This is a genomic window from Bradyrhizobium sp. CCBAU 65884, from assembly GCF_028128835.1.
GTDB lineage: Bacteria > Pseudomonadota > Alphaproteobacteria > Rhizobiales > Xanthobacteraceae > Bradyrhizobium > Bradyrhizobium ottawaense.
Map to the genome: position 1 here is coordinate 25,418 of NZ_LBJU01000116.1, position 17,565 is coordinate 42,982.

A 17,565-nucleotide genomic window follows, 5' to 3' on the forward strand; every position below is an offset into this window, starting at 1 on the left:
AATATTGCCGGTTGAAACTGGGAAATTGTGGAAAGTCGCGGGTGATTCGCTCGCGCGTTGAAGGATTTAGACCATGATACGGGCGTCCGGCACGGCAGGCTTTCAGGGCCATCCCGCTACCGTCGCGTCTTCCCGGCTGACCAACGCGGTCGCGGCCTCGCTCGCCGTCGCCGCGCTCTCGCTGTGCCTGATCGTCACCCTGACGGTGCTGTCGACCAAGGCGACCATGGCGATGGGCCTGCCGGTCTGATTCCCGTTTCCTCCTGGTCCAGCCTTCAAGGCGCCGCGTGCCCCGCGCCTTCAGGCATCGCGACAGGACGTCGATGAAATCACCCGTGGTAGTCGTTGCAATCACACTGACTGCGGCCATTTTGGTCGCGGCGTCGCTGTTGATTGTCGTCACGCGCAAGGGCCCGGGGATTTCGACGCTGAATGCGCCGGCGCTGCAACAGCCCCTCCAGCACGCCCACTTTGTCTAAAATCATCCGAAAACCTGAAGCTTGCACGCAAGCGGGCCTTAAACACACCGCGGGAAAACGTATCGCGGTGACGCAACGATCAGTCAGTGTTGCGACGTTACCTCGTTCGGGAGGAGCGAGACGGATCCATGCGGTTCGGATGGCGTGCGATCTCCGGTCCGGTGCTGACGGCAGCAACCCTGCTGCTGGCGATGCTTTTCGATCGCTTTCTCCCCACTGCCTCGCCCGTTCCGCTGCTCGTCGGCATCGTGGCGCTCGCCGGCGCACTGTCGGGTCTCGCCTCCGCGATCACCAGCGCGGCCGTCGCGGTGATCGGTGCGGCGCTGCTTCTCCTCGGTCGCCACGGCGTTTCCGGCTTGACCACCACCGATCTGGTCCAGCTCGGCCTGCTGGCGATCACGGCTGCCGCCACCGCCGGCATCACCGGCCTGATGCGCGAGCGGCTGCTCGGCACGGTCGCGGCCGAGCGCCGGAGCCACGCCACGGCGGCACGGCTGTCGGCCGCGCTCGACCAGGTCGATATCGGCATCGTGCTGCTCGATACCGAGACGCGGGCCGAGTTCATCAACCGCGCGTTTCGCGATTATTTCGCGGTGCCGGACGAGATCGCCGACGGCAAGCCGCCCTTCATCGCCCTGATGTATCATGGCCGCGACACCGGCGCGTTCGAGCTGCCCGAAGACGAGCTCGGCACCTTCATCGCGCAGCGCATGGAGATGGTGCGCATCGGCGATGCCACGCCGATCAACATCGCCCTGCGCACCGGCGAGGTGTTGCGCTTCGTCTGCGCCGCGCTGCCCGACGGCGGACGCATGCTGAGCTACACGCCGGTGACCGACCTCGTCCGCCACACCGACGCGCCCTCACGCGCCGACTACTACCGCTCGCTGCGCGATCCCACGGGCCGCAGGCTGATCCGGCATCTGCGCGCCGCGGAGTGATGCGACTGGCGATTGATCGGCACGCCCGTCATCACGTATGAAGGACGTCCCATCGATCGCAGGAATTCCACATGTCGCTCACCATTCGCGCCGTCACCAGGCAGGACTACGATCAATGGCTGTCGCTGTGGGACGGCTATAACGCCTTCTACGGCCGCTCCGGCCCGACCGCGCTGGCGGGCGAGATCACTGCGATGACGTGGCAGCGTTTCTTCGATGCCTATGAGCCGGTACATGGGTTGGTCGCCGAGAGCGAGGGCAAGCTGCTCGGCATGACGAACTACCTGTTTCATCGCAGCACCACCGCGATCGAGCCGTCCTGCTATTTGCAGGACCTGTTCACGCTGGAAGCCGCGCGCGGCAAGGGCGTCGCCTCGGCGCTGATCCACGGCGTGTATGAGCGGGCGAAACTGGCGGGATCGCCACGCGTCTATTGGCAGACGCACGAGACCAATCTCACGGCACAGCGCCTGTACGACAAGGTCGCGGAGCGTTCCGGCTTCATCGTCTATCGCAAGCTGTTCTGATCCCCGCCCGCACCCTGTGGATAACTCCGCCTGTCACCCGCCCGTAACATAGCGGGGCTACGCTGCATTTGCGTCTGATCAGGCCCCCCGTCACCGATCAAGCGCCCCAAGCGGTCCCCGTCAGTCGCCGCGTCTGACAGGGGCCGCATTTTTTTGTCCGCCTTGTCAGCATGGCAGCAGCGCGGCGCACGCCTTGCTGCTGCGGCGCACGATGGTCACAATGAGTGGCTGCTCTCTCTGACAGGATCTCCCATGGAAATTCGCAATCTCGGCGCCTCCGGCCTTCGCGTGTCCGCGGTCGGGCTCGGCTGCAACAATTTCGGCCAGCGCACGGATCTGGAGACCTCGCGCAAGGTGATCCATCGCGCGCTCGACCTCGGCATCACGCTGTTCGACACGGCCGACATCTATTCGAACATGGGCGGCTCGGAAAACGTGCTCGGCGCCGTGCTGGGCGACCGCCGCAAGGACATCGTGCTGGCGACGAAATATTCCAAGCCGATGGCGGAGGACGGAACCAAGCAGGGCGCCTCGCGCCGCTACATCATGGACGCCGTCGAAGCGAGCCTGATGCGGCTGAAGACCGATTACATCGATCTCTATCAGCAGCACGACTATGACCCGCTGACGCCGATCGAGGAGAGCCTGCGCGCGCTCGACGATCTCGTCCGCCAGGGCAAGGTCCGCTACATCGGCAATTCCAACTTCCCGGCCTGGCGCGTCGCTGAAGCCGAGTACGTCGCGCGCGCGATGAATGTCAGCCGCTTCGTGTCGTGCCAGGACGAATACAGCCTCCTGGTGCGGGACATCGAAAAGGACCTGCTGCCGGCAGCGCAGGAGTACAAGCTCGGCCTTCTGCCGTTCTTCCCACTCGCCAGCGGACTCCTGACCGGCAAGTACCGGAAGGGCGAGGCCGCGCCCGACGACACCCGCTTCGGCAAGGTGGAGCGGCTGCGCGACCGCTACGTCACACCGCGCAACGAGGACATCGTCGAAAAGCTCCAGGCCTTCGCCAAGGCCCGTGGCCACAGCATGCTAGAGCTCGCCTTCTCCTGGCTCGCCGCCCGCCCGCAGGTGTCCAGCGTGATCGCCGGCGCCACCCGCGTCGAGCAGATCGAGCAGAACGTCAAAGCGATCGCCTGGAAGCTCAGCGCGGATGAGATGGCGGAGATCGACAAGATCACGCTGGGCTGACGTTCGAGGCGCGGCGCTACTTCGCGACGGTCTGAATCACCTCAAAGCCTTCGAACTGGGGATGGCCGAGATAGAGCGGCTTGTTGTCGCCTGCCTTGTGGTGCGCGGCCCGAAACGCTTCGGACTTGGTCCAGGCGTCGAACGCGGCATGGTTTGCCCACACGGTGTGCGAGGCAAAGAGCGTGTGGTCCTCGAGCTCGGGGCCGCGCAGCAGATGGAATTCGACGAAGCCCGGCACCTTGTCCAGATGCGTATCGCGGCTGAGCCAGACCTGCTCGAAGGCGGCCTCGGAGCCCTTGGCGACACGGAAGCGGTTCATGGCGATGTACATGGGGATGGTTCTCCTGATGCTGCACCATTATCTCGTCATTCCGGGATGCGCCGCAAGGCGCAGCCCCGGAATGACGGCGCGTGGGGTTAGGCGACCAATCCCTTCATCGGCCGTGCTCCCGCACTATCCGGGAACACCGTCTCGGCCAGCACGCGATCGGACAGGCCGAACTGGCCCTGCAGCACGCCCTTGATCACGGAGCGAAGATCGGTGGTCGGCTTGAGATCGCGAGCTTCATACAAGTTCGCGAGCTTGAGGCCCGGCCAGTCGGAGATGACCCGGCCGCCTTTCACGGCGCCGCCGGCGAGCAGCGCGATCGTCCCGGTGCCGTGATCGGTGCCGTCGGTGCCATTGATGCGCGCGGTGCGGCCGAATTCAGTGGCGACGATGATGACGGTGTCGCGCCAGCGCTCCCCCAAACCGCTTTGGAATTCGGCGAGTGCGCCATCGAGCCCGCCGAGCAGGAAGGCGAGACGACCGACCGGGCCGCCTTCATTGGCATGCGTGTCCCAGCCGTCGAAGGCGAGCGCGGCGATGCGCGGGCCATCGTCGGCCGCCATCAGCTTCGCAGCGCCGCGCGCGACCTGGCGCATCTGCATCACCGCATTGCCGGGTTTTGGCTTCATGTCGTCACCGCTCGCGGCCTTGTCGAGCTGAAGGCCTTGCGACAAGGCCATCGCCAGCGCGGGATCGCGATGACGGTAGAGATCGACGAGGCGCATCGCGGTGTCGTCATCCGCCTGCGGCAGCGCCACCGGCGCCCAGCCGACGGTCGGCGCGTTTCCGCGCAGCACCAGCGGCGTGGTAGGCCCGACCGCAAGAGCGCTCGATACGCGCTCGCCGCGCGGCAGCGCTTCCAGCGCGCGATTGAGCCAACCGGACTGCACGCGGCCAGGCCCGGCATAACCGCTCTCCAGCACGTCCTGGCCGTCGAAATGCGAGCGGTCGCGATAGGGGGTCGCCACCGCATGGATCACCGCAGCGTGCTTGTCGCGATACATCCGCGCGAATTCCGGCATCGCCGGATGCAGCGCGAAGAAGGAGTCCAGCATGATCGCGGGATGCGCGCCGTCCGCGGCCAGCGCGATCGAGCCGTGCAGGCCGGCATAGTCAGGGTCGCCGATCGGCGCGACGGTCGAGAGACCGTCGAGCGCGCCGCGCAGGATCACCACGAGCAGCCGGGGATCGCGCCCATCGGCGGCGCGTGCGAATTTCGGCAGGTAAGCCCAGGCCGCGAAGGAGGCGCCGCCGAGCAGCAGGCCGCGGCGCGAGGTGAGGAGCCGGTTCTCGACGCAGTCGACCATCATCATCTCCTCTGCATTTCCGGCGACATCAAGAGCAGCGCCAGCGCCTGCTGGCGCGACTCCGCGCGCTCGATGGTCCGGCGCGTTTCGATCGAGGCCGCATCCGCCGCCGCGAATTCCAGCAGATCCAGCGGATCGATGTTGGGCCCGAGCCGTGCGCCCATTTGCGCGGCGATATCGAGCCTGAGCTTCATGCCCTCGGGCGCGGCCCATGCAGCGCTGGTATCGGGGAAACCATTGGGGCCGGCCGGCGACCACAGCGGCTGTCCAAGCAGATTGAGATTGTTCAGATAGGCGCCGGGATCTTCCGGGACTCGCGCGAGCAGCCGGCCGCTCGCGACGAGGAAATCGTAAGGGCTGCGCATCTTGGTCAGCGGCGCCGTCCACGCCTCGTCGGAATCGACCAGCGCCGCGGCAAGCGCCTTGAGGTCGCCGTCGGTCTTGACGAAGAGTTCGCGCAGCCGCGCCACCAGGCCCGGCGGCGGATCGTCGGCAACGAAGTGGCGAACGAACTTGGTCGCGATGAAGTTCGCGGTCGACGGATGGCGCGCGATGTCGGCGAGCGCGGCCTCGCCTTGCGCGAGACCCGTCGCCTCGTAGCTCTTGCCGAGCAGCATCTGCGCGCCGGGCTGGTGCGCATTGGTGTTGAACACGAAGGAGCCTGGTGTGCCGAGCTGCCCCTGCCGTCCGGCAAAGGTCCAGCCGGTGATGATGCGCGCGAGCGAGGTGACGTCCTCCTGCGTATAGCCGCCACCGACGCCGAGCGTATGCAGCTCCATGATCTCGCGTGCGAGATTCTCATTGAGCCCGCGCTTGCGATTCTGGCCTGCGCGCGAATCCGGCCCCAGCGATTGCTGGTTGTCGAGGAAGAACAGCATCGCCGGATGCTGCTCGACCGCTTTCAGCATGTCGGCGAAGCGCCCGAGCACGTGCGGCCTGATCGCCTCGCGCTCGAACACGCCGGCCCAGATCCGCGCCAGCTCGCCCTTCGTCGCGGAAATGCAGAAATGGTTGGACCAGAACGCGACGAGACGCTCGGTGAAGCCGCAGGTGGCCAGCGTCGCGCGCTGCAGGCGCGCCAGCGCTTCGGTACGGAAGGTCTTTTGAATTACGTTGAGCGGCTGCGGGGCCGGCTTTGCCGCCGGCGGTGCAGCCGCATTGGGCTGCATCGCGTCCGGCTTTGCCGCATTGTCCGCCGGCTTGGTCTCCGTCATCTGGCCGGCGACCTCCGTTGCTGCCGCATTCAGCGAGAGATTGCGGCGGAGCCCGGGCTTCTGTTCGGTCGGCGCAGGCGACGGCGTCTCGGCGGGCGCGGCGGCCTTCGCCGCTTCGCGCGCCTGCCTGACCTGATCCTGATAGGCGAAGACGGCCTGCCCGAGTTGCTGCGTCGATTGCAGACCGGGCGCCTCCAGCAGCACCCCGCTCGCACGGAGCAGCTCTGCCTTCACGAAACCGCGCGGATCGGAGGCTGCGTTGATGAGATCTCCGGACGCGCCGCCGCGCGCGCCGAAGCCAAAACGGTTGAGCGCGACGAGCGCGGCTTGCGAATCGCGGGCCATCGATTTGTCCTTCGCGTGCCGGGAGCCGCTTTCGGAGTCCGCGCGCGACGCCTAATATACCGCAACGACCGATGAACCCGACATGAAAATCACGGCGAAGCTTCGACGCAAATCATGACAAATCCGAAAGAATCCCCGCCGCCGGAACCGCGCCGCCTCGCCTGCGCGCGCTGCGGCACCGAATTCGGCTGCGACCTCTCGGGCACCTGCTGGTGCGCGGAGGAAACCGCGAAGCTGCCGATGCCGGTCGAAGGCGAGGATTGTTTATGCCGGGAGTGTTTGCGCAAGGCAGCGGCGGAAGCGAGCGCGGCGGCTCGTTAACCGCGAGAGGATCACCGCACCCTCCCTGTCGTCCCTGCGAACGCAGGGACCCATAACCACAGGGAGAGGTTTGGCGAAGACTGGTCGTCCGGTACTTCGACCATCCGCGCTCGAATAGATCACGCGGTATGGATCCCCGCGTTCGCGGGGACGACGTCGGAGAGACGGTACCTTACACCTGATGCCCCGGCGATGTCCGCGCCATGCCGTCGAACGCGTCGAGCAGCTTTTCGCGCCAGGCATAAATGGGATCGTCCGCCTCGAGCAGCTTGAACGGGCTCACCACGCGCGCCCACTGGAAGCCGCCGAACACGATGTAGTCGGCGTAGTTCGGCGCGGCGCCGCCGAGATAGGGCTGCTTCTTCAACGTCTGCCGCATCACTTCCAGCGACTTGCGGAAGGCGACCACGCCGGTGTCGCGGCTCGCCATGACCTCTTCCAGGCTCTTGCCGCCGAAGCGCGCCTCGCGCGACTTTCGGAAATAGGCAGCGTCGACCTCGGCGAGATTCTTCGGGATGTCGGCAACGATCAGCGGAAAGATGCCACCGACCACGGCGATGTCGCCGAAGGCGTTGATCATGCGCGCCATGGCGCGGCCGCCCTCGCCGCCGAACAGCGACGGACGGTCCGGAAAATTGTCCTCGAGATAGGTCGCGATCGTCCAGGAGTCGACGACCGGTCTGTCATCGTGCAACAGCACCGGAACCTTCTCCGACCCGTGCGGCGCGAGCGCGCTCTTCTCGGTGAAGCGCCAGGGCAGCGATTCCGCCGCGAGGCCCTTGTGCGCCAGCGCCATCCGTGTGCGCCAGCAATATGGGCTGAAGGGACGCGAGGCGTCGGTGCCGACGAGTTCGAAGAGTCTGAGTGACATGGCTGATCCAGCTGTTGTGATTGGCGATCAGAGTAGCCGTCATGCCGACGAGCGCAAGCAAGCCGTCTTGCCGCCGGTGTCGGGGTGTGACCGGCGACCGGCTGCCTCGCCCGTGCCGGATTTGGCCACGGCTTGTTGAGCCGGCATCGGATTGGACCTAAGCTTGGGCATGTCCAAGCTCCGATACAGGAGGCGTTGCAATGACCAGGACCATTCAACGGCGCGATTTTCTCTTGGGCTCGGCGGCACTGGCCGGAGCTGCGGCCGCCAACGCTTTCACCTGCGTCGAGATCGCGAGCGCTGCCCCGATTGCCCTTCCGACCGTCGACAAGCTCTCGATCCGCGTGCTGGTGGATTCGAGTTTCGACCTGTTCTTCCGTCCCAAGCAGATCAACGGGGTCTCCATCACTCCGGCTGCACGCGGCGGTGATTTCCGCAAATCGCTGCACAATGAATGGGGCCTGTCGCTTTGGCTGGAATCCGAGGGCGGCGGCAATCAGCGCACGCTGATGCTCGACTACGGCTACACGCCCGACGTGCTGCTCAACAACATGGCGTTGATCGGCGTCGATCCGGCCAAGCTCAACGCGCTGATCGTGAGCCACGGCCATTACGATCATTTCGGCGGCTTGAACGGCTTCCTCGACAAGTTCCGCGACAGGCTGCCCGCCGACCTCAAGCTCTATGCGGGCGGCGAGGACAATTTCTGCCATCGCGTCACCCCGACGCCGACGCAGGGGCAATTCGCCGATTTCGGCACCCTCGACCGCCGGCAGCTTGCGGCGCAGAAAGTCACGACCGTGCTGTGCGAAACGCCGACCGTGATTGCGGATCATGCCTTCACCACCGGCAAGATCACCCGGCGCAGCGGCGAACGCGTACTGCCGAACACGCTCGTCGAGTTCGGCATCAAGGACGGGCTGGGCTGCAATGTCGGCCACTATTTGCCCGCGGAAATGGAGGGCAAGATCGTGCCGGACGAGCACATTCACGAGCACGCCACCTGCTTCAACGTGCGGGATCTCGGTCTCGTCGTGATCTCGTCCTGCGGCCATGTCGGCATTGTCAATTCGGTGAAGCAGGCGCAGGAAGTGTCGGGCGTCCAGAAGGTGCACGCCGTCGTCGGCGGCTTCCATCTCGGCCCGGCGCCCAGGAACTACCTCACGCAGGTCGTGAGCGAGATCAAGGCGCTCAATCCCGACGTCGTGGTGCCCATGCATTGCAGCGGGCTCAACTTCGCACAGGAAGCCAATGCCCAGATGGAGGGCAAGGTGGTGGTGACGACGACAGGCAGCCGTCTCACCTTCGGGCTGTGATGCGGCTCGCCAGCGCCTGGCTGTACGTGATGCTGACGCTCGCCTGCGCGGCAGCGGCGCAGGCACGCTCGGCCGCCGAGACGATGGACATCCTGATGTGGAATCGGGAGCCGGTCGGCGGACCGTTCCAGTTGATCGACCAGACCGGCAAGCCGCGCAGCGACGGCGACTTCCGCGGGCGGCTGATGCTGGTCTATTTCGGCTTCACCCATTGCCCCGACGTCTGTCCGACCGACCTGATGGCGATCGGACAGGCGCTCGAGCAACTCGGACCGGACGCAGAGGCCGTGCAGCCCGTCTTCATCACGCTCGACCCCGAACGCGACACGGCCGAGCATCTTGCCGAATATGTGCCGCTGTTTCATCCGCGGCTGCTCGGGCTCACCGGCAGCCCCGAAGCGATCGGAGCAGCGGCAGAGGCCTACAAGGTCTATTTTGCCAGGATTCCGATCGGCAAGGGGGCCAACGACTACACGGTCGACCACACGTCCTTCATTTATCTCATGGACCGCGACGGAAAATATCTCGGCTTCTTTCCCCCGGGCACCTCGGCCGAGCGCATGGTCGAGATCATCCGGCCACGGCTTGCGGTGCCTACGCGATAGCACTCCGGCGAGAGCCGTCGAAAGCGACGCGCTCACCGCCCGTTGGCGCGCAAGAACCTTTCGCCACCTTCCGTCACCGCGATGACGAGGCCAAGGCCTGCAATGGTCTCGCGCGCGACGTAGCCGCGATCGGCGCCATAGGCGATGTAGTAGCAGGCAATCGTGTTGATCAGCTTGTTCGACCAGGCCACGAACTGCTGGTTGGTCATGGCTTCGAGGATGCGCCGCGCCAGCGTGGTGCCGAGCATCGAGGCAAGGATGGCGACGCCGGCGAGCACGGGATCGAGGCTCGCCGCCTGGTCGATGATGCCGCCGAAATAGACGAGCTTGGTGAAATGGCTGACGAGCTGGCACATCGCCTTGGTCGCGACCTTCTCGCGCCGGCCGAAATCGCCGCCGAGGAAGAAGGTGTCGAGCAGCGGACCCGACACACCGGTCATCAGCATCAAGCCCATGCAGATCGTGCCATAGACGGAGCCCTGCCAGAGACGATCGGGGTCCGGCTTGATGTTCGACGGCAACAGCCGCGCCATGAACGGGGTGATGCCGAGCAGCAGCAGGGCCATCGGCTTGTCCGGCACGTAGCGCGTGATCGACCAGGCCGCGAGCGCGACGGCAGCGCCGACCATATAGTTCGCGACCGGCCGCCAGCGGATATGCGCGCGCCATAGAAACGCGCGCCAGCCGTTCGAGGCCATCTGCGTGATCGCATGCAGCACCATCGCGGTCGGCAGCGGCATCAGTGCCAAGAGCACGCCGATCAGGATCAGCCCGCCCGCCATGCCGAACAGTCCCGACAGGAACGCGGTGGCGACCATCAGCAATCCGAGGGCAGCGATCATGATGGGCGTCACGTGGGGAATCTCCGGTGGTGGGGCCGTTGAGCAGGGCACGCAGGCTGCTTCACTCCCTCGCCCCGTCCCTACGGGGAGAGGGGGGTGAGGGACCGCTTCCGCAATCACGATGACGGCTGCCCCGCGGAGACTCCCCCTCACCCGCCGCGCTTTGCGCGTCAGCCTCTCCCCGCAAGCGGGGAGCGGCGAAGGGAACGTGCCTCGCTTGCTCCTTCCGCGCAAACTGAGTTATCTTGGCCTGGCATCAGTTTTCCTGAGGGTCTTGCATAAGGGTCCTGCCTTTGCGGCGTCTGCTGTTTCTCAACGGCATCAAGGCATTCGAGGCGGCGGCGCGGACCGGCAGCTTTGCCGCCGCCGGGCTCGAGCTCAGCGTATCGGCGGCCGCCGTCAGCCGCATGGTGCATCTGCTGGAAGAGCGGCTCGGCGTTGCCCTGTTCGAGCGCAAGGCCAATCGCCTGGTGCTGACGCAGGCCGGCCGCGCCTATCAGAGCGGACTGACGCCGATCTTCGACGCGCTCGCCAGCCTCACCGCGCAGGTGACGGCGCCGGCAAGCGTCCGCGTGCTCACGATCGGCGTCGGCCACACTTTTGCGATGCGCTGGCTGATCCCGCGCCTGTCGGAGTTTCGCAGCGAAGAGCCCGACATCGAGGTGCGCTTCACCACCGGCGGCGCGTCGGTACCGTTCGGCGAGGACTGGAGCTGCGGCATCAAGCTCGGCACCGGCGACTGGCCTGGTCTCGTCGCCGAGCCCCTGTTCGCCGGCGATCTCACGCCCGTCTGCGTGCCCCGCCTCGCGAGCGGCCTGAAGCGCCCGGCCGACCTGAAGGGACCGAGCCTGATCCGCGTCGAACATTCGCCGGAGGACTGGCCGATCTGGCTGAAAGCCGCGAACCTCACCCGCATCAATCCGCGCGGGCCGGAGTTCCAGTTTTACGGCCAGGCGCTGCAGGCCGCCGCCGACGGGCTCGGCATCGCCATGGGCATCCGCCCCTATATCGACGACGATCTCGCCGCCGGCCGGCTGGTCGCCCCGTTCGACCTCTCGGTGCCCAAGGGCATGCGCTGGTACCTGCTCTATCGCAGCTTTCAAACCGAGCACCGCGACTTTGCCGCGTTCCGCCGCTGGATCATGCGCGCGGCCTCGGAACCCGCCGCCCGCCCGGTCAAGCGGACGGGCCGTGTCGCCGCGCGGAACTGACGCCCGAGGCAAAAAAGCCTGCCGCTTGTGAACGGCTTCACATTCCGGAATCCGCAAACGTGGTCCCCTGACCCTCCGAAAAGAAACGTGGGACCGACAAGAATGACGACCCTCTACGACGGCTTTGACATTGAATCCTTCGAGGCTGGCAAAGGCCTCTGGCACGCCCGCATCCGCCGCGCCGATCTCAGCCCCGTCGCCATCGACGGCGTGCTGTTTCCGGCGATGGAAGTCGGTTTCGCCTGGCCCGATCAGAACGCCGCGATCGCCGACGCCAAGCACCACATCGACCGCTTCCGCCGGCGGGCCGACAGCGACGACGAATAAGCGAGCCGGACGGCAAGCGAACCAGGGCAACAGCATAAAGGGGGGAACCGGGTCATGTCAGTCATCGAAATCGAAGACGCGCCGCGGCCGAGAATTTATGCCCGCAATGTGCTGTCCAACTGCCCGGAATGCGACGGCGATCTCACGGTGCTCCGCGTCATCGGCGGCCGCGCAGGACGCGAGTACTGGACCATGCGCTGCACCGATTGCGGCGGCATCCATCTCGACATCCTCAAGCCGCATCAGGCGGGCGAGGACGACGAGGGTCCGCTGCCGACCGCGTAGGGCCGAGGCTGCTGCCAACCTGCTGTCAGCAGGCTGCATGAGGACGGTCATTCACCCTTTATCGGGAGGCGGACTCATCCCATATTCGGCTCATGGCGAAGAAACCTGCTCCCCCAAAATCCCCTAAATCCAAAGCTCCGAACTCCAAGGCACATCGGCCCGACGTGCAGCCGATCGGGCCGGCCCTGGCCGAGCTGCTCAATCCCGCGATCAATCGCGGCGACGCCGGACTTGGCTCGGGCACCGGCCTGCAGCCGCCGCCGGACAATTCCCGCGACCGCCGCTCCGGCGGCGAGGCCGCGGCCCATCGCGCGCGGGCCTCGACGCCCAAAGACCTTCAAAAGCAGTTTCCGCAGGATAGTGCGCGGCCGATGCCGCTGCGGCCCAACCCGCAGCCGCCGGGCGCCCGGCAATCCACCGAGGTTGGCGGGCTCGAAGAAGCGCCGCAGGCCAATTACGGAACCGCGGCTACGATCCCGACGCTCGATCCGGAACTGGCGCGGCAGCTCGGCCTGCCCACCGAGGAGGACGATGCCGAGGCGCTGGCGCGTCCGCCGCGCAACAAGATGGAGGCGCTCGGCGTCAAGGCGACCGCGGAGGCGCTGGAGTCGCTGATCCGCGAGGGCCGGCCGGAGTTCCGCAAGAACGACGGCTCCACCAAGGTATGGACGCCGCACCGGCCGCCACGTCCGGAGAAGTCCGAAGGCGGCGTGCGCTTCGAGATCAAATCGGAATACCAGCCCAAGGGCGACCAGCCGACCGCGATCGCCGAGCTTGTCGAAGGCGTCCAGCGCAACGACCGCACCCAAGTGCTGCTCGGCGTCACCGGGTCGGGCAAGACCTACACGATGGCGCAGGTGATCGAGAAGACGCAGCGCCCCGCGCTGATCCTGGCGCCGAACAAGACGCTCGCCGCCCAGCTCTATGGCGAGTTCAAGAACTTCTTCCCCGACAACGCGGTGGAGTATTTCGTCTCCTATTACGACTATTACCAGCCGGAAGCCTACGTCCCGCGCACCGACACCTATATCGAGAAGGACTCCTCGATCAACGAGCAGATCGACCGCATGCGCCACTCGGCGACGCGCGCGCTGCTCGAACGCGATGACGTCATCATCGTCGCCTCGGTGTCCTGCATCTACGGTATCGGCTCGGTCGAGACCTATACCGCGATGACCTTCGCGCTGAAGAAGGGCGAGCGCATCGACCAGCGCCAGCTCATCGCCGACCTCGTCGCACTCCAGTACAAGCGCACCCAGGCCGATTTCACCCGCGGCACGTTTCGCGTGCGCGGCGACGTCATCGACATTTTCCCGGCGCACTATGAAGACCGTGCCTGGCGCGTGAACCTGTTCGGCGACACCATCGAAAACATCGAGGAGTTCGATCCACTCACCGGCCACAAGCAGGACGAGCTCGAATTCGTCAAGATGTACGCCAACTCGCACTATGTGACGCCGCGCCCGACGCTGGTGCAGGCGATCAAGTCGATCAAGTCCGAATTGAAGCAGCGGCTCGATCAGTTGAACGACCAGGGGCGCCTGCTGGAAGCGCAGCGGCTGGAGCAGCGCACCACCTTCGACCTCGAGATGATGGAGGCGACGGGAAGCTGCGCCGGCATCGAGAACTATTCGCGCTACCTCACCGGACGCCGCCCCGGCGAGCCGCCGCCGACGCTGTTCGAATACGTCCCCGACAACGCGCTGGTGTTCGCCGACGAGAGCCACGTCACCGTGCCGCAAATTGGCGCCATGTTCAAAGGCGACTTCCGCCGCAAGGCGACGCTGGCCGAATACGGCTTCCGCCTGCCGTCCTGCATGGACAACCGCCCGCTGCGCTTCGAGGAGTGGGACATGATGCGGCCGCAGACGGTCGCGGTGTCGGCAACGCCGAGCGGCTGGGAGCTGAACGAGAGCGGCGGCGTGTTCGTCGAGCAGGTCATCCGCCCCACGGGGCTGATTGATCCGCCCGTCGACATTCGCCCGGCCCGCACCCAGGTCGACGACCTCGTCGGCGAGGTCCGCGCCACCGCGCAGGCCGGCTATCGCTCGCTGATCACCGTGCTGACCAAACGCATGGCGGAGGACCTCACCGAATATCTGCACGAGCAGGGCATCCGCGTCCGCTACATGCACTCCGACATCGACACCATCGAGCGCATCGAGATCATCCGCGACTTGCGTCTCGGCGCGTTCGACGCGCTGGTCGGCATCAACCTCTTGCGCGAAGGCCTCGACATTCCCGAATGCGCGCTGGTCGCGATTCTGGATGCCGACAAGGAAGGCTTTTTGCGCAGCGAGACCTCGCTGATCCAGACCATCGGCCGCGCCGCGCGCAACGTCGATGGCAAGGTGATCCTCTACGCCGACCAGATGACGGGCTCGATGGAGCGCGCCATCGCCGAAACCAACCGCCGCCGCGAGAAGCAGGTCGAATACAACACCGCCAACGGCATCACGCCGGAGAGCGTGAAGAAGCAGATCGGCGACATCCTCAACTCCGTCTACGAGCGCGACCACGTGCTGATCGAGGTCGGCGGCCACGACATGACCGACGACGTCATCTCGATCGGCCACAACTTCGAAGCCGTGCTCGGCGACCTGGAAACGCGGATGCGTGAAGCCGCCGCCGACCTGAACTTCGAGGAAGCCGCCCGCCTGCGCGACGAGGTCAAACGCCTGCGCGCCACCGAGCTCGCCGTGGTGGACGATCCCACCGCCAAGCAACGCACTGTGCAGGGCAAGGCCGGCGCCTATGCCGGCAGCAAGAAGTACGGCGACGCCGCGAATTTACCGGTCAGCGCCATGAAGAAGAAGACCGTGGGCTCCGCGCTGAAAGCCAGCGGCGGCGGAGGCGGCTCGAAGGTCCACAAGCCGCATCTCGACGAGATGCACGGGCCGGAATCGCTGCCCTATCGCGAAAAGCCGACGCTGCCGGCAAAGCCGTTCGGTAGCACGAGCCGGATCATCCAGCCGACGGACTCACGGCAGTCGGGACCGGAGTTCGGGCCTGCGCCGAAGTCGACGGGCGGGATGCCCGGGCGGCGGGGTGGGTGGAAGAAGAGGTGATTGTCCGACACTGCGGCAGGGGTTGATCGTCGGCAAGCGAGACTCGCTCGGCGTTCCCCTCACCCCACGCTCGCCGTCACCACCGCCATCACCGACAGCAGCAGCACGATGGTCACCAACTGCAGCGAGGCGACGGGCTGGGTGCGCCAGGCCGTGATCTTGTCGGACAGCGACAGATGGGCCTCGAAGAACTTTGGTTCGTAGACGGTCTTGAACAGGTGCGGGAAGCTCGGGCCGAGGGTCACGGCGAGCATGGCGTGGGCGAGCGAGGCGATGGCGACGAAGATGGCGACGCCGGGGTCGCCGACGAGATCGTGGTTGCCGCAGAGCTTGAGCAGGAAGGCGGCGGCGGCGAAGGTCGGGAAGCTCTGCAGGATCGTGGTTAGCGCGAGGCCTTCGAGCGCGTTGTGCAGGCGGGACTTTCTGACGGTGGCGAGGGCAGCCATGGCACGTCTCCCTGATGACATGCCGATGACGTTAGCTGCGATGGGATGGGCGTGATGTGAGATGGATCACGCGCCCTTCTTCACCTCGCCCGCTTGCGGGGAGAGGGAGCAGACTGCCGCTGCGGATCGAGGTCGCCCCTACAGCTTGCCCTGGCCGTTCACCTGACCCTGCTGCTGCCGCTGCTTGTCCTGTTCCTTGGCGTGATGCCTGCCGTAGAGGCAGCCGGCGGCGGCGCCGAGGACGCCGTGGTGGCCGGCGTAGTGACCGGCGACGCCGCCGACGACGGCGCCCTTGATGCAGCCCTTGGCGCTGGCGGCGGAGGTCGCGCCAAGCATCAGAAGCGCGGCGGCGATGGCGAAAAGCGGGGCTTTCATGGATCGATGTCTCCGGATGCGGTATCGGCGTCTCAACGGGCGCGAATGGGTCCGGGTTCCAACGCCCGGCGCATGGCAGGAGGCGACCGCGATGTGCCCGCGGCGTCACGCAGGACGCAAAGCGCCGAGCGAATTCTTGCATGCGGAAACGCACGCAACCCGCAATTGCACCCCATGAACCGGGCATTGTGCTCGCGCGTCATACCCTGCAATCACTCTGTGATTTTGCGGATTGATGGACCCGCGAGCCGCACGATAGCGTTTGCAAAGCACGGCCAGTGAGGGCAGGAGCAGCATGACGGTGGAGAAGCTGAACAGGCAACGCGTGCTGCATCTGCTCGACGCCTTCGCGCGTGGCGATCTCGAGGCCGCGCTGGCGTGCTGCACCGACGACGTCGACTTCCTCACCCATGCGCCCATCGACGTGCTGCCGCACATGGTGCCGCGCCACGGCAAGCAAGAGCTGCGCGAACTCTGGCAGACGGTCTGGTCGCGCTATTCGGAAATCCGCTACAAGGCACCGCACATCCTGGCCGAAGGCGAGGCGGTCGCGACCTACATGCAGGCCTATTTCCGGAAGCGCAGCAACGACCGCATCGTGCAGTTCGACATGGCCGTGTTCTACACCTTCCGCGGCGGGCTGGTGGCGGAGATCCGCGAGATCATCGATTCCTACGATCTGGTGCAGCAGGTGCTGGAGCGCGAGATCGGGCCGCTGATCGTGGGTGCACGGGTGGACTGAGCCTGCTCCTCCCCTGGAACCCGCACGCGATCCGCCGGGACCCGGAAGATTACGGGGTTCTGTTGCAAATCTCACATATCGCCATCAATTGTGCATTGCGAAAACGTGAATTGCGTTTTGGCCGAAATCGGGTATTTTATTCGTATACAAATGAGTTGAGCCCCACCGCCTGACTGCGCTGGGGTCGTTTTCCGTTTTTCTTGCGCAAAGCCAGCTTCAGGACTGCCCAAAATGACAGAGCACAGCCTCTGGCGTTTCTCGCGCGCGTTGCACTGCGCGATCAACGACCGGCATTTCGAGGACATCGAGGCCCTGATCGACGAGGACGTCGAATGGGCGCTCTACGGCCCGATCGACATGTTTCCGTTCCTCGGCGCGCGCCAGGGCAAGGACGCCGTGCTCGACGTCATCCGCCAGCTCGCCGACAATTTCCAGGTCCGCCGCTTCGACCGCGAGAGCATCATGCTGGGCGTCGATTCCGCCGCCTCGATGCTGCGCTATTCGCTGACGGCGCTGGATTCCAACAAGCCGATCAGCTTGCGGGTCGCGCAGTTCGCCCAGTTCAGGGCGGGCAAGCTCACCAGCATGCGCGTCCTGATCGACACCTTCGACCTGGTCGAGCAGGCACTCGGCCGCGCCATTCATCTGCCGAAGATGACCAGCGTCGGCTGAGGGGGACGCCAACGGGCCCCGCTGTTCGGGACCGATGACAATGCCTGACGCGACGTCCTGGCCTCCAGCCCCGCCGGATGCCGTCGTGCCGGAAGCTCGTCGTCGGGCGCGCGCCTCTCGCGCGGCCCGTTGGTTCGCGTCCCCACGCG

General features: G+C 65.9%; 21 protein-coding genes. 14 read left to right on the top strand and 7 right to left on the bottom strand.

All coding sequences use genetic code 11. The features are described 5' to 3' along the window. The first annotated feature begins 73 nt into the window (after window positions 1-73). The 5 genes from XI03_RS17905 to XI03_RS17925 all read left to right on the top strand — a co-directional run bounded on the left by XI03_RS17905 (window position 74) and on the right by XI03_RS17925 (window position 3,141). Window positions 74-250 carry a hypothetical protein gene (locus XI03_RS17905; protein ID WP_018318299.1) on the top strand — a complete coding sequence of 59 codons (177 nt, stop codon included), beginning with the start codon at window positions 74-76 and terminating at the stop codon, window positions 248-250. Window positions 251-323: 73 nt separating this feature from the next. Next, window positions 324-479: a hypothetical protein gene (locus tag XI03_RS17910; protein ID WP_271592831.1), complete on the top strand. Its 156-nt coding sequence runs from the start codon at window positions 324-326 to the stop codon at window positions 477-479. A gap of 128 nt (window positions 480-607) precedes the next feature. Then, window positions 608-1,420 carry a PAS-domain containing protein gene (locus XI03_RS17915; protein ID WP_271592832.1) on the top strand — a complete coding sequence of 271 codons (813 nt, stop codon included), beginning with the start codon at window positions 608-610 and terminating at the stop codon, window positions 1,418-1,420. Between the two features lie 71 nt (window positions 1,421-1,491). After that, window positions 1,492-1,947: a GNAT family N-acetyltransferase gene (locus XI03_RS17920; protein ID WP_271592833.1), complete on the top strand. Its 456-nt coding sequence runs from the start codon at window positions 1,492-1,494 to the stop codon at window positions 1,945-1,947. A 252-nt stretch (window positions 1,948-2,199) separates the two neighbouring features. Next, entirely contained in the window at window positions 2,200-3,141 is a 942-nt protein-coding gene (locus XI03_RS17925; RefSeq protein ID WP_271592834.1) for an aldo/keto reductase, read from the top strand. 16 nt (window positions 3,142-3,157) lie between these two features. On the opposite strand, the gene XI03_RS17930 is transcribed toward XI03_RS17925, so the two are convergent. The 3 genes from XI03_RS17930 to XI03_RS17940 form a co-directional block, all read right to left on the bottom strand. Beyond that, the gene (locus tag XI03_RS17930; RefSeq protein ID WP_095424832.1) at window positions 3,158-3,472 is read right to left on the bottom strand and encodes an antibiotic biosynthesis monooxygenase family protein; all 315 of its coding nucleotides are present in this window, start codon (window positions 3,470-3,472) and stop codon (window positions 3,158-3,160) included. 86 nt (window positions 3,473-3,558) lie between these two features. Continuing rightward, a complete protein-coding gene (locus tag XI03_RS17935; protein ID WP_271592891.1) occupies window positions 3,559-4,776 on the bottom strand; it encodes a DUF1501 domain-containing protein in 1,218 nt (405 codons plus the stop codon). 2 nt (window positions 4,777-4,778) lie between these two features. Continuing rightward, a complete protein-coding gene (locus XI03_RS17940) occupies window positions 4,779-6,335 on the bottom strand; it encodes a DUF1800 domain-containing protein (protein WP_271592835.1) in 1,557 nt (518 codons plus the stop codon). Between the two features lie 114 nt (window positions 6,336-6,449). Here XI03_RS17940 and XI03_RS17945 point away from each other — a divergent pair, with 114 nt between their 5' ends. Then, entirely contained in the window at window positions 6,450-6,656 is a 207-nt protein-coding gene (locus XI03_RS17945) for a cysteine-rich CWC family protein (protein ID WP_038947447.1), read from the top strand. Window positions 6,657-6,828: 172 nt separating this feature from the next. On the opposite strand, the gene XI03_RS17950 is transcribed toward XI03_RS17945, so the two are convergent. Then, a complete protein-coding gene (locus XI03_RS17950) occupies window positions 6,829-7,527 on the bottom strand; it encodes a glutathione S-transferase family protein (protein ID WP_271592836.1) in 699 nt (232 codons plus the stop codon). A gap of 200 nt (window positions 7,528-7,727) precedes the next feature. On the opposite strand from XI03_RS17950, the gene XI03_RS17955 reads away from it, so the two are divergent. Both XI03_RS17955 and XI03_RS17960 read left to right on the top strand, forming a co-directional pair. Continuing rightward, window positions 7,728-8,843 carry an MBL fold metallo-hydrolase gene (locus XI03_RS17955; protein ID WP_271592837.1) on the top strand — a complete coding sequence of 372 codons (1,116 nt, stop codon included), beginning with the start codon at window positions 7,728-7,730 and terminating at the stop codon, window positions 8,841-8,843. A 29-nt stretch (window positions 8,844-8,872) separates the two neighbouring features. After that, on the top strand, window positions 8,873-9,448 hold the full coding sequence (locus XI03_RS17960; protein ID WP_271592892.1) for an SCO family protein: 576 nt from the start codon (window positions 8,873-8,875) through the stop codon (window positions 9,446-9,448). A gap of 32 nt (window positions 9,449-9,480) precedes the next feature. Here XI03_RS17960 and XI03_RS17965 read toward each other — a convergent pair whose 3' ends face one another. Further along, a complete protein-coding gene (locus tag XI03_RS17965) occupies window positions 9,481-10,302 on the bottom strand; it encodes a sulfite exporter TauE/SafE family protein (RefSeq protein WP_271592838.1) in 822 nt (273 codons plus the stop codon). 281 nt (window positions 10,303-10,583) lie between these two features. On the opposite strand from XI03_RS17965, the gene XI03_RS17970 reads away from it, so the two are divergent. The 4 genes from XI03_RS17970 to uvrB all read left to right on the top strand — a co-directional run bounded on the left by XI03_RS17970 (window position 10,584) and on the right by uvrB (window position 15,181). Next, window positions 10,584-11,501 carry a LysR substrate-binding domain-containing protein gene (locus XI03_RS17970; RefSeq protein ID WP_028140186.1) on the top strand — a complete coding sequence of 306 codons (918 nt, stop codon included), beginning with the start codon at window positions 10,584-10,586 and terminating at the stop codon, window positions 11,499-11,501. Between the two features lie 102 nt (window positions 11,502-11,603). After that, window positions 11,604-11,828 (top strand): hypothetical protein, encoded by a 225-nt coding sequence (locus XI03_RS17975; protein WP_018318312.1) that lies wholly within the window; start codon window positions 11,604-11,606, stop codon window positions 11,826-11,828. 54 nt (window positions 11,829-11,882) lie between these two features. Then, window positions 11,883-12,113 (top strand): hypothetical protein, encoded by a 231-nt coding sequence (locus XI03_RS17980; protein ID WP_095424825.1) that lies wholly within the window; start codon window positions 11,883-11,885, stop codon window positions 12,111-12,113. Window positions 12,114-12,205: 92 nt separating this feature from the next. Then, window positions 12,206-15,181, top strand: a complete 2,976-nt coding sequence (uvrB, locus tag XI03_RS17985) for an excinuclease ABC subunit UvrB (protein WP_271592839.1) — start codon at window positions 12,206-12,208, stop codon at window positions 15,179-15,181. Window positions 15,182-15,240: 59 nt separating this feature from the next. On the opposite strand, the gene XI03_RS17990 is transcribed toward uvrB, so the two are convergent. Further along, window positions 15,241-15,627, bottom strand: coding sequence for a hypothetical protein (locus XI03_RS17990; protein WP_038947454.1), 387 nt, complete (start codon window positions 15,625-15,627; stop codon window positions 15,241-15,243). 138 nt (window positions 15,628-15,765) lie between these two features. Further along, window positions 15,766-16,002, bottom strand: a complete 237-nt coding sequence (locus XI03_RS17995; RefSeq protein ID WP_028140181.1) for a hypothetical protein — start codon at window positions 16,000-16,002, stop codon at window positions 15,766-15,768. 295 nt (window positions 16,003-16,297) lie between these two features. Between XI03_RS17995 and XI03_RS18000 the strand changes: the two genes are divergently transcribed. Both XI03_RS18000 and XI03_RS18005 read left to right on the top strand, forming a co-directional pair. Next, the gene (locus XI03_RS18000; RefSeq protein ID WP_028140180.1) at window positions 16,298-16,744 is read left to right on the top strand and encodes a nuclear transport factor 2 family protein; all 447 of its coding nucleotides are present in this window, start codon (window positions 16,298-16,300) and stop codon (window positions 16,742-16,744) included. A 231-nt stretch (window positions 16,745-16,975) separates the two neighbouring features. Next, window positions 16,976-17,416 carry a nuclear transport factor 2 family protein gene (locus XI03_RS18005; protein WP_271592840.1) on the top strand — a complete coding sequence of 147 codons (441 nt, stop codon included), beginning with the start codon at window positions 16,976-16,978 and terminating at the stop codon, window positions 17,414-17,416. Window positions 17,417-17,565: the final 149 nt, after the last annotated feature.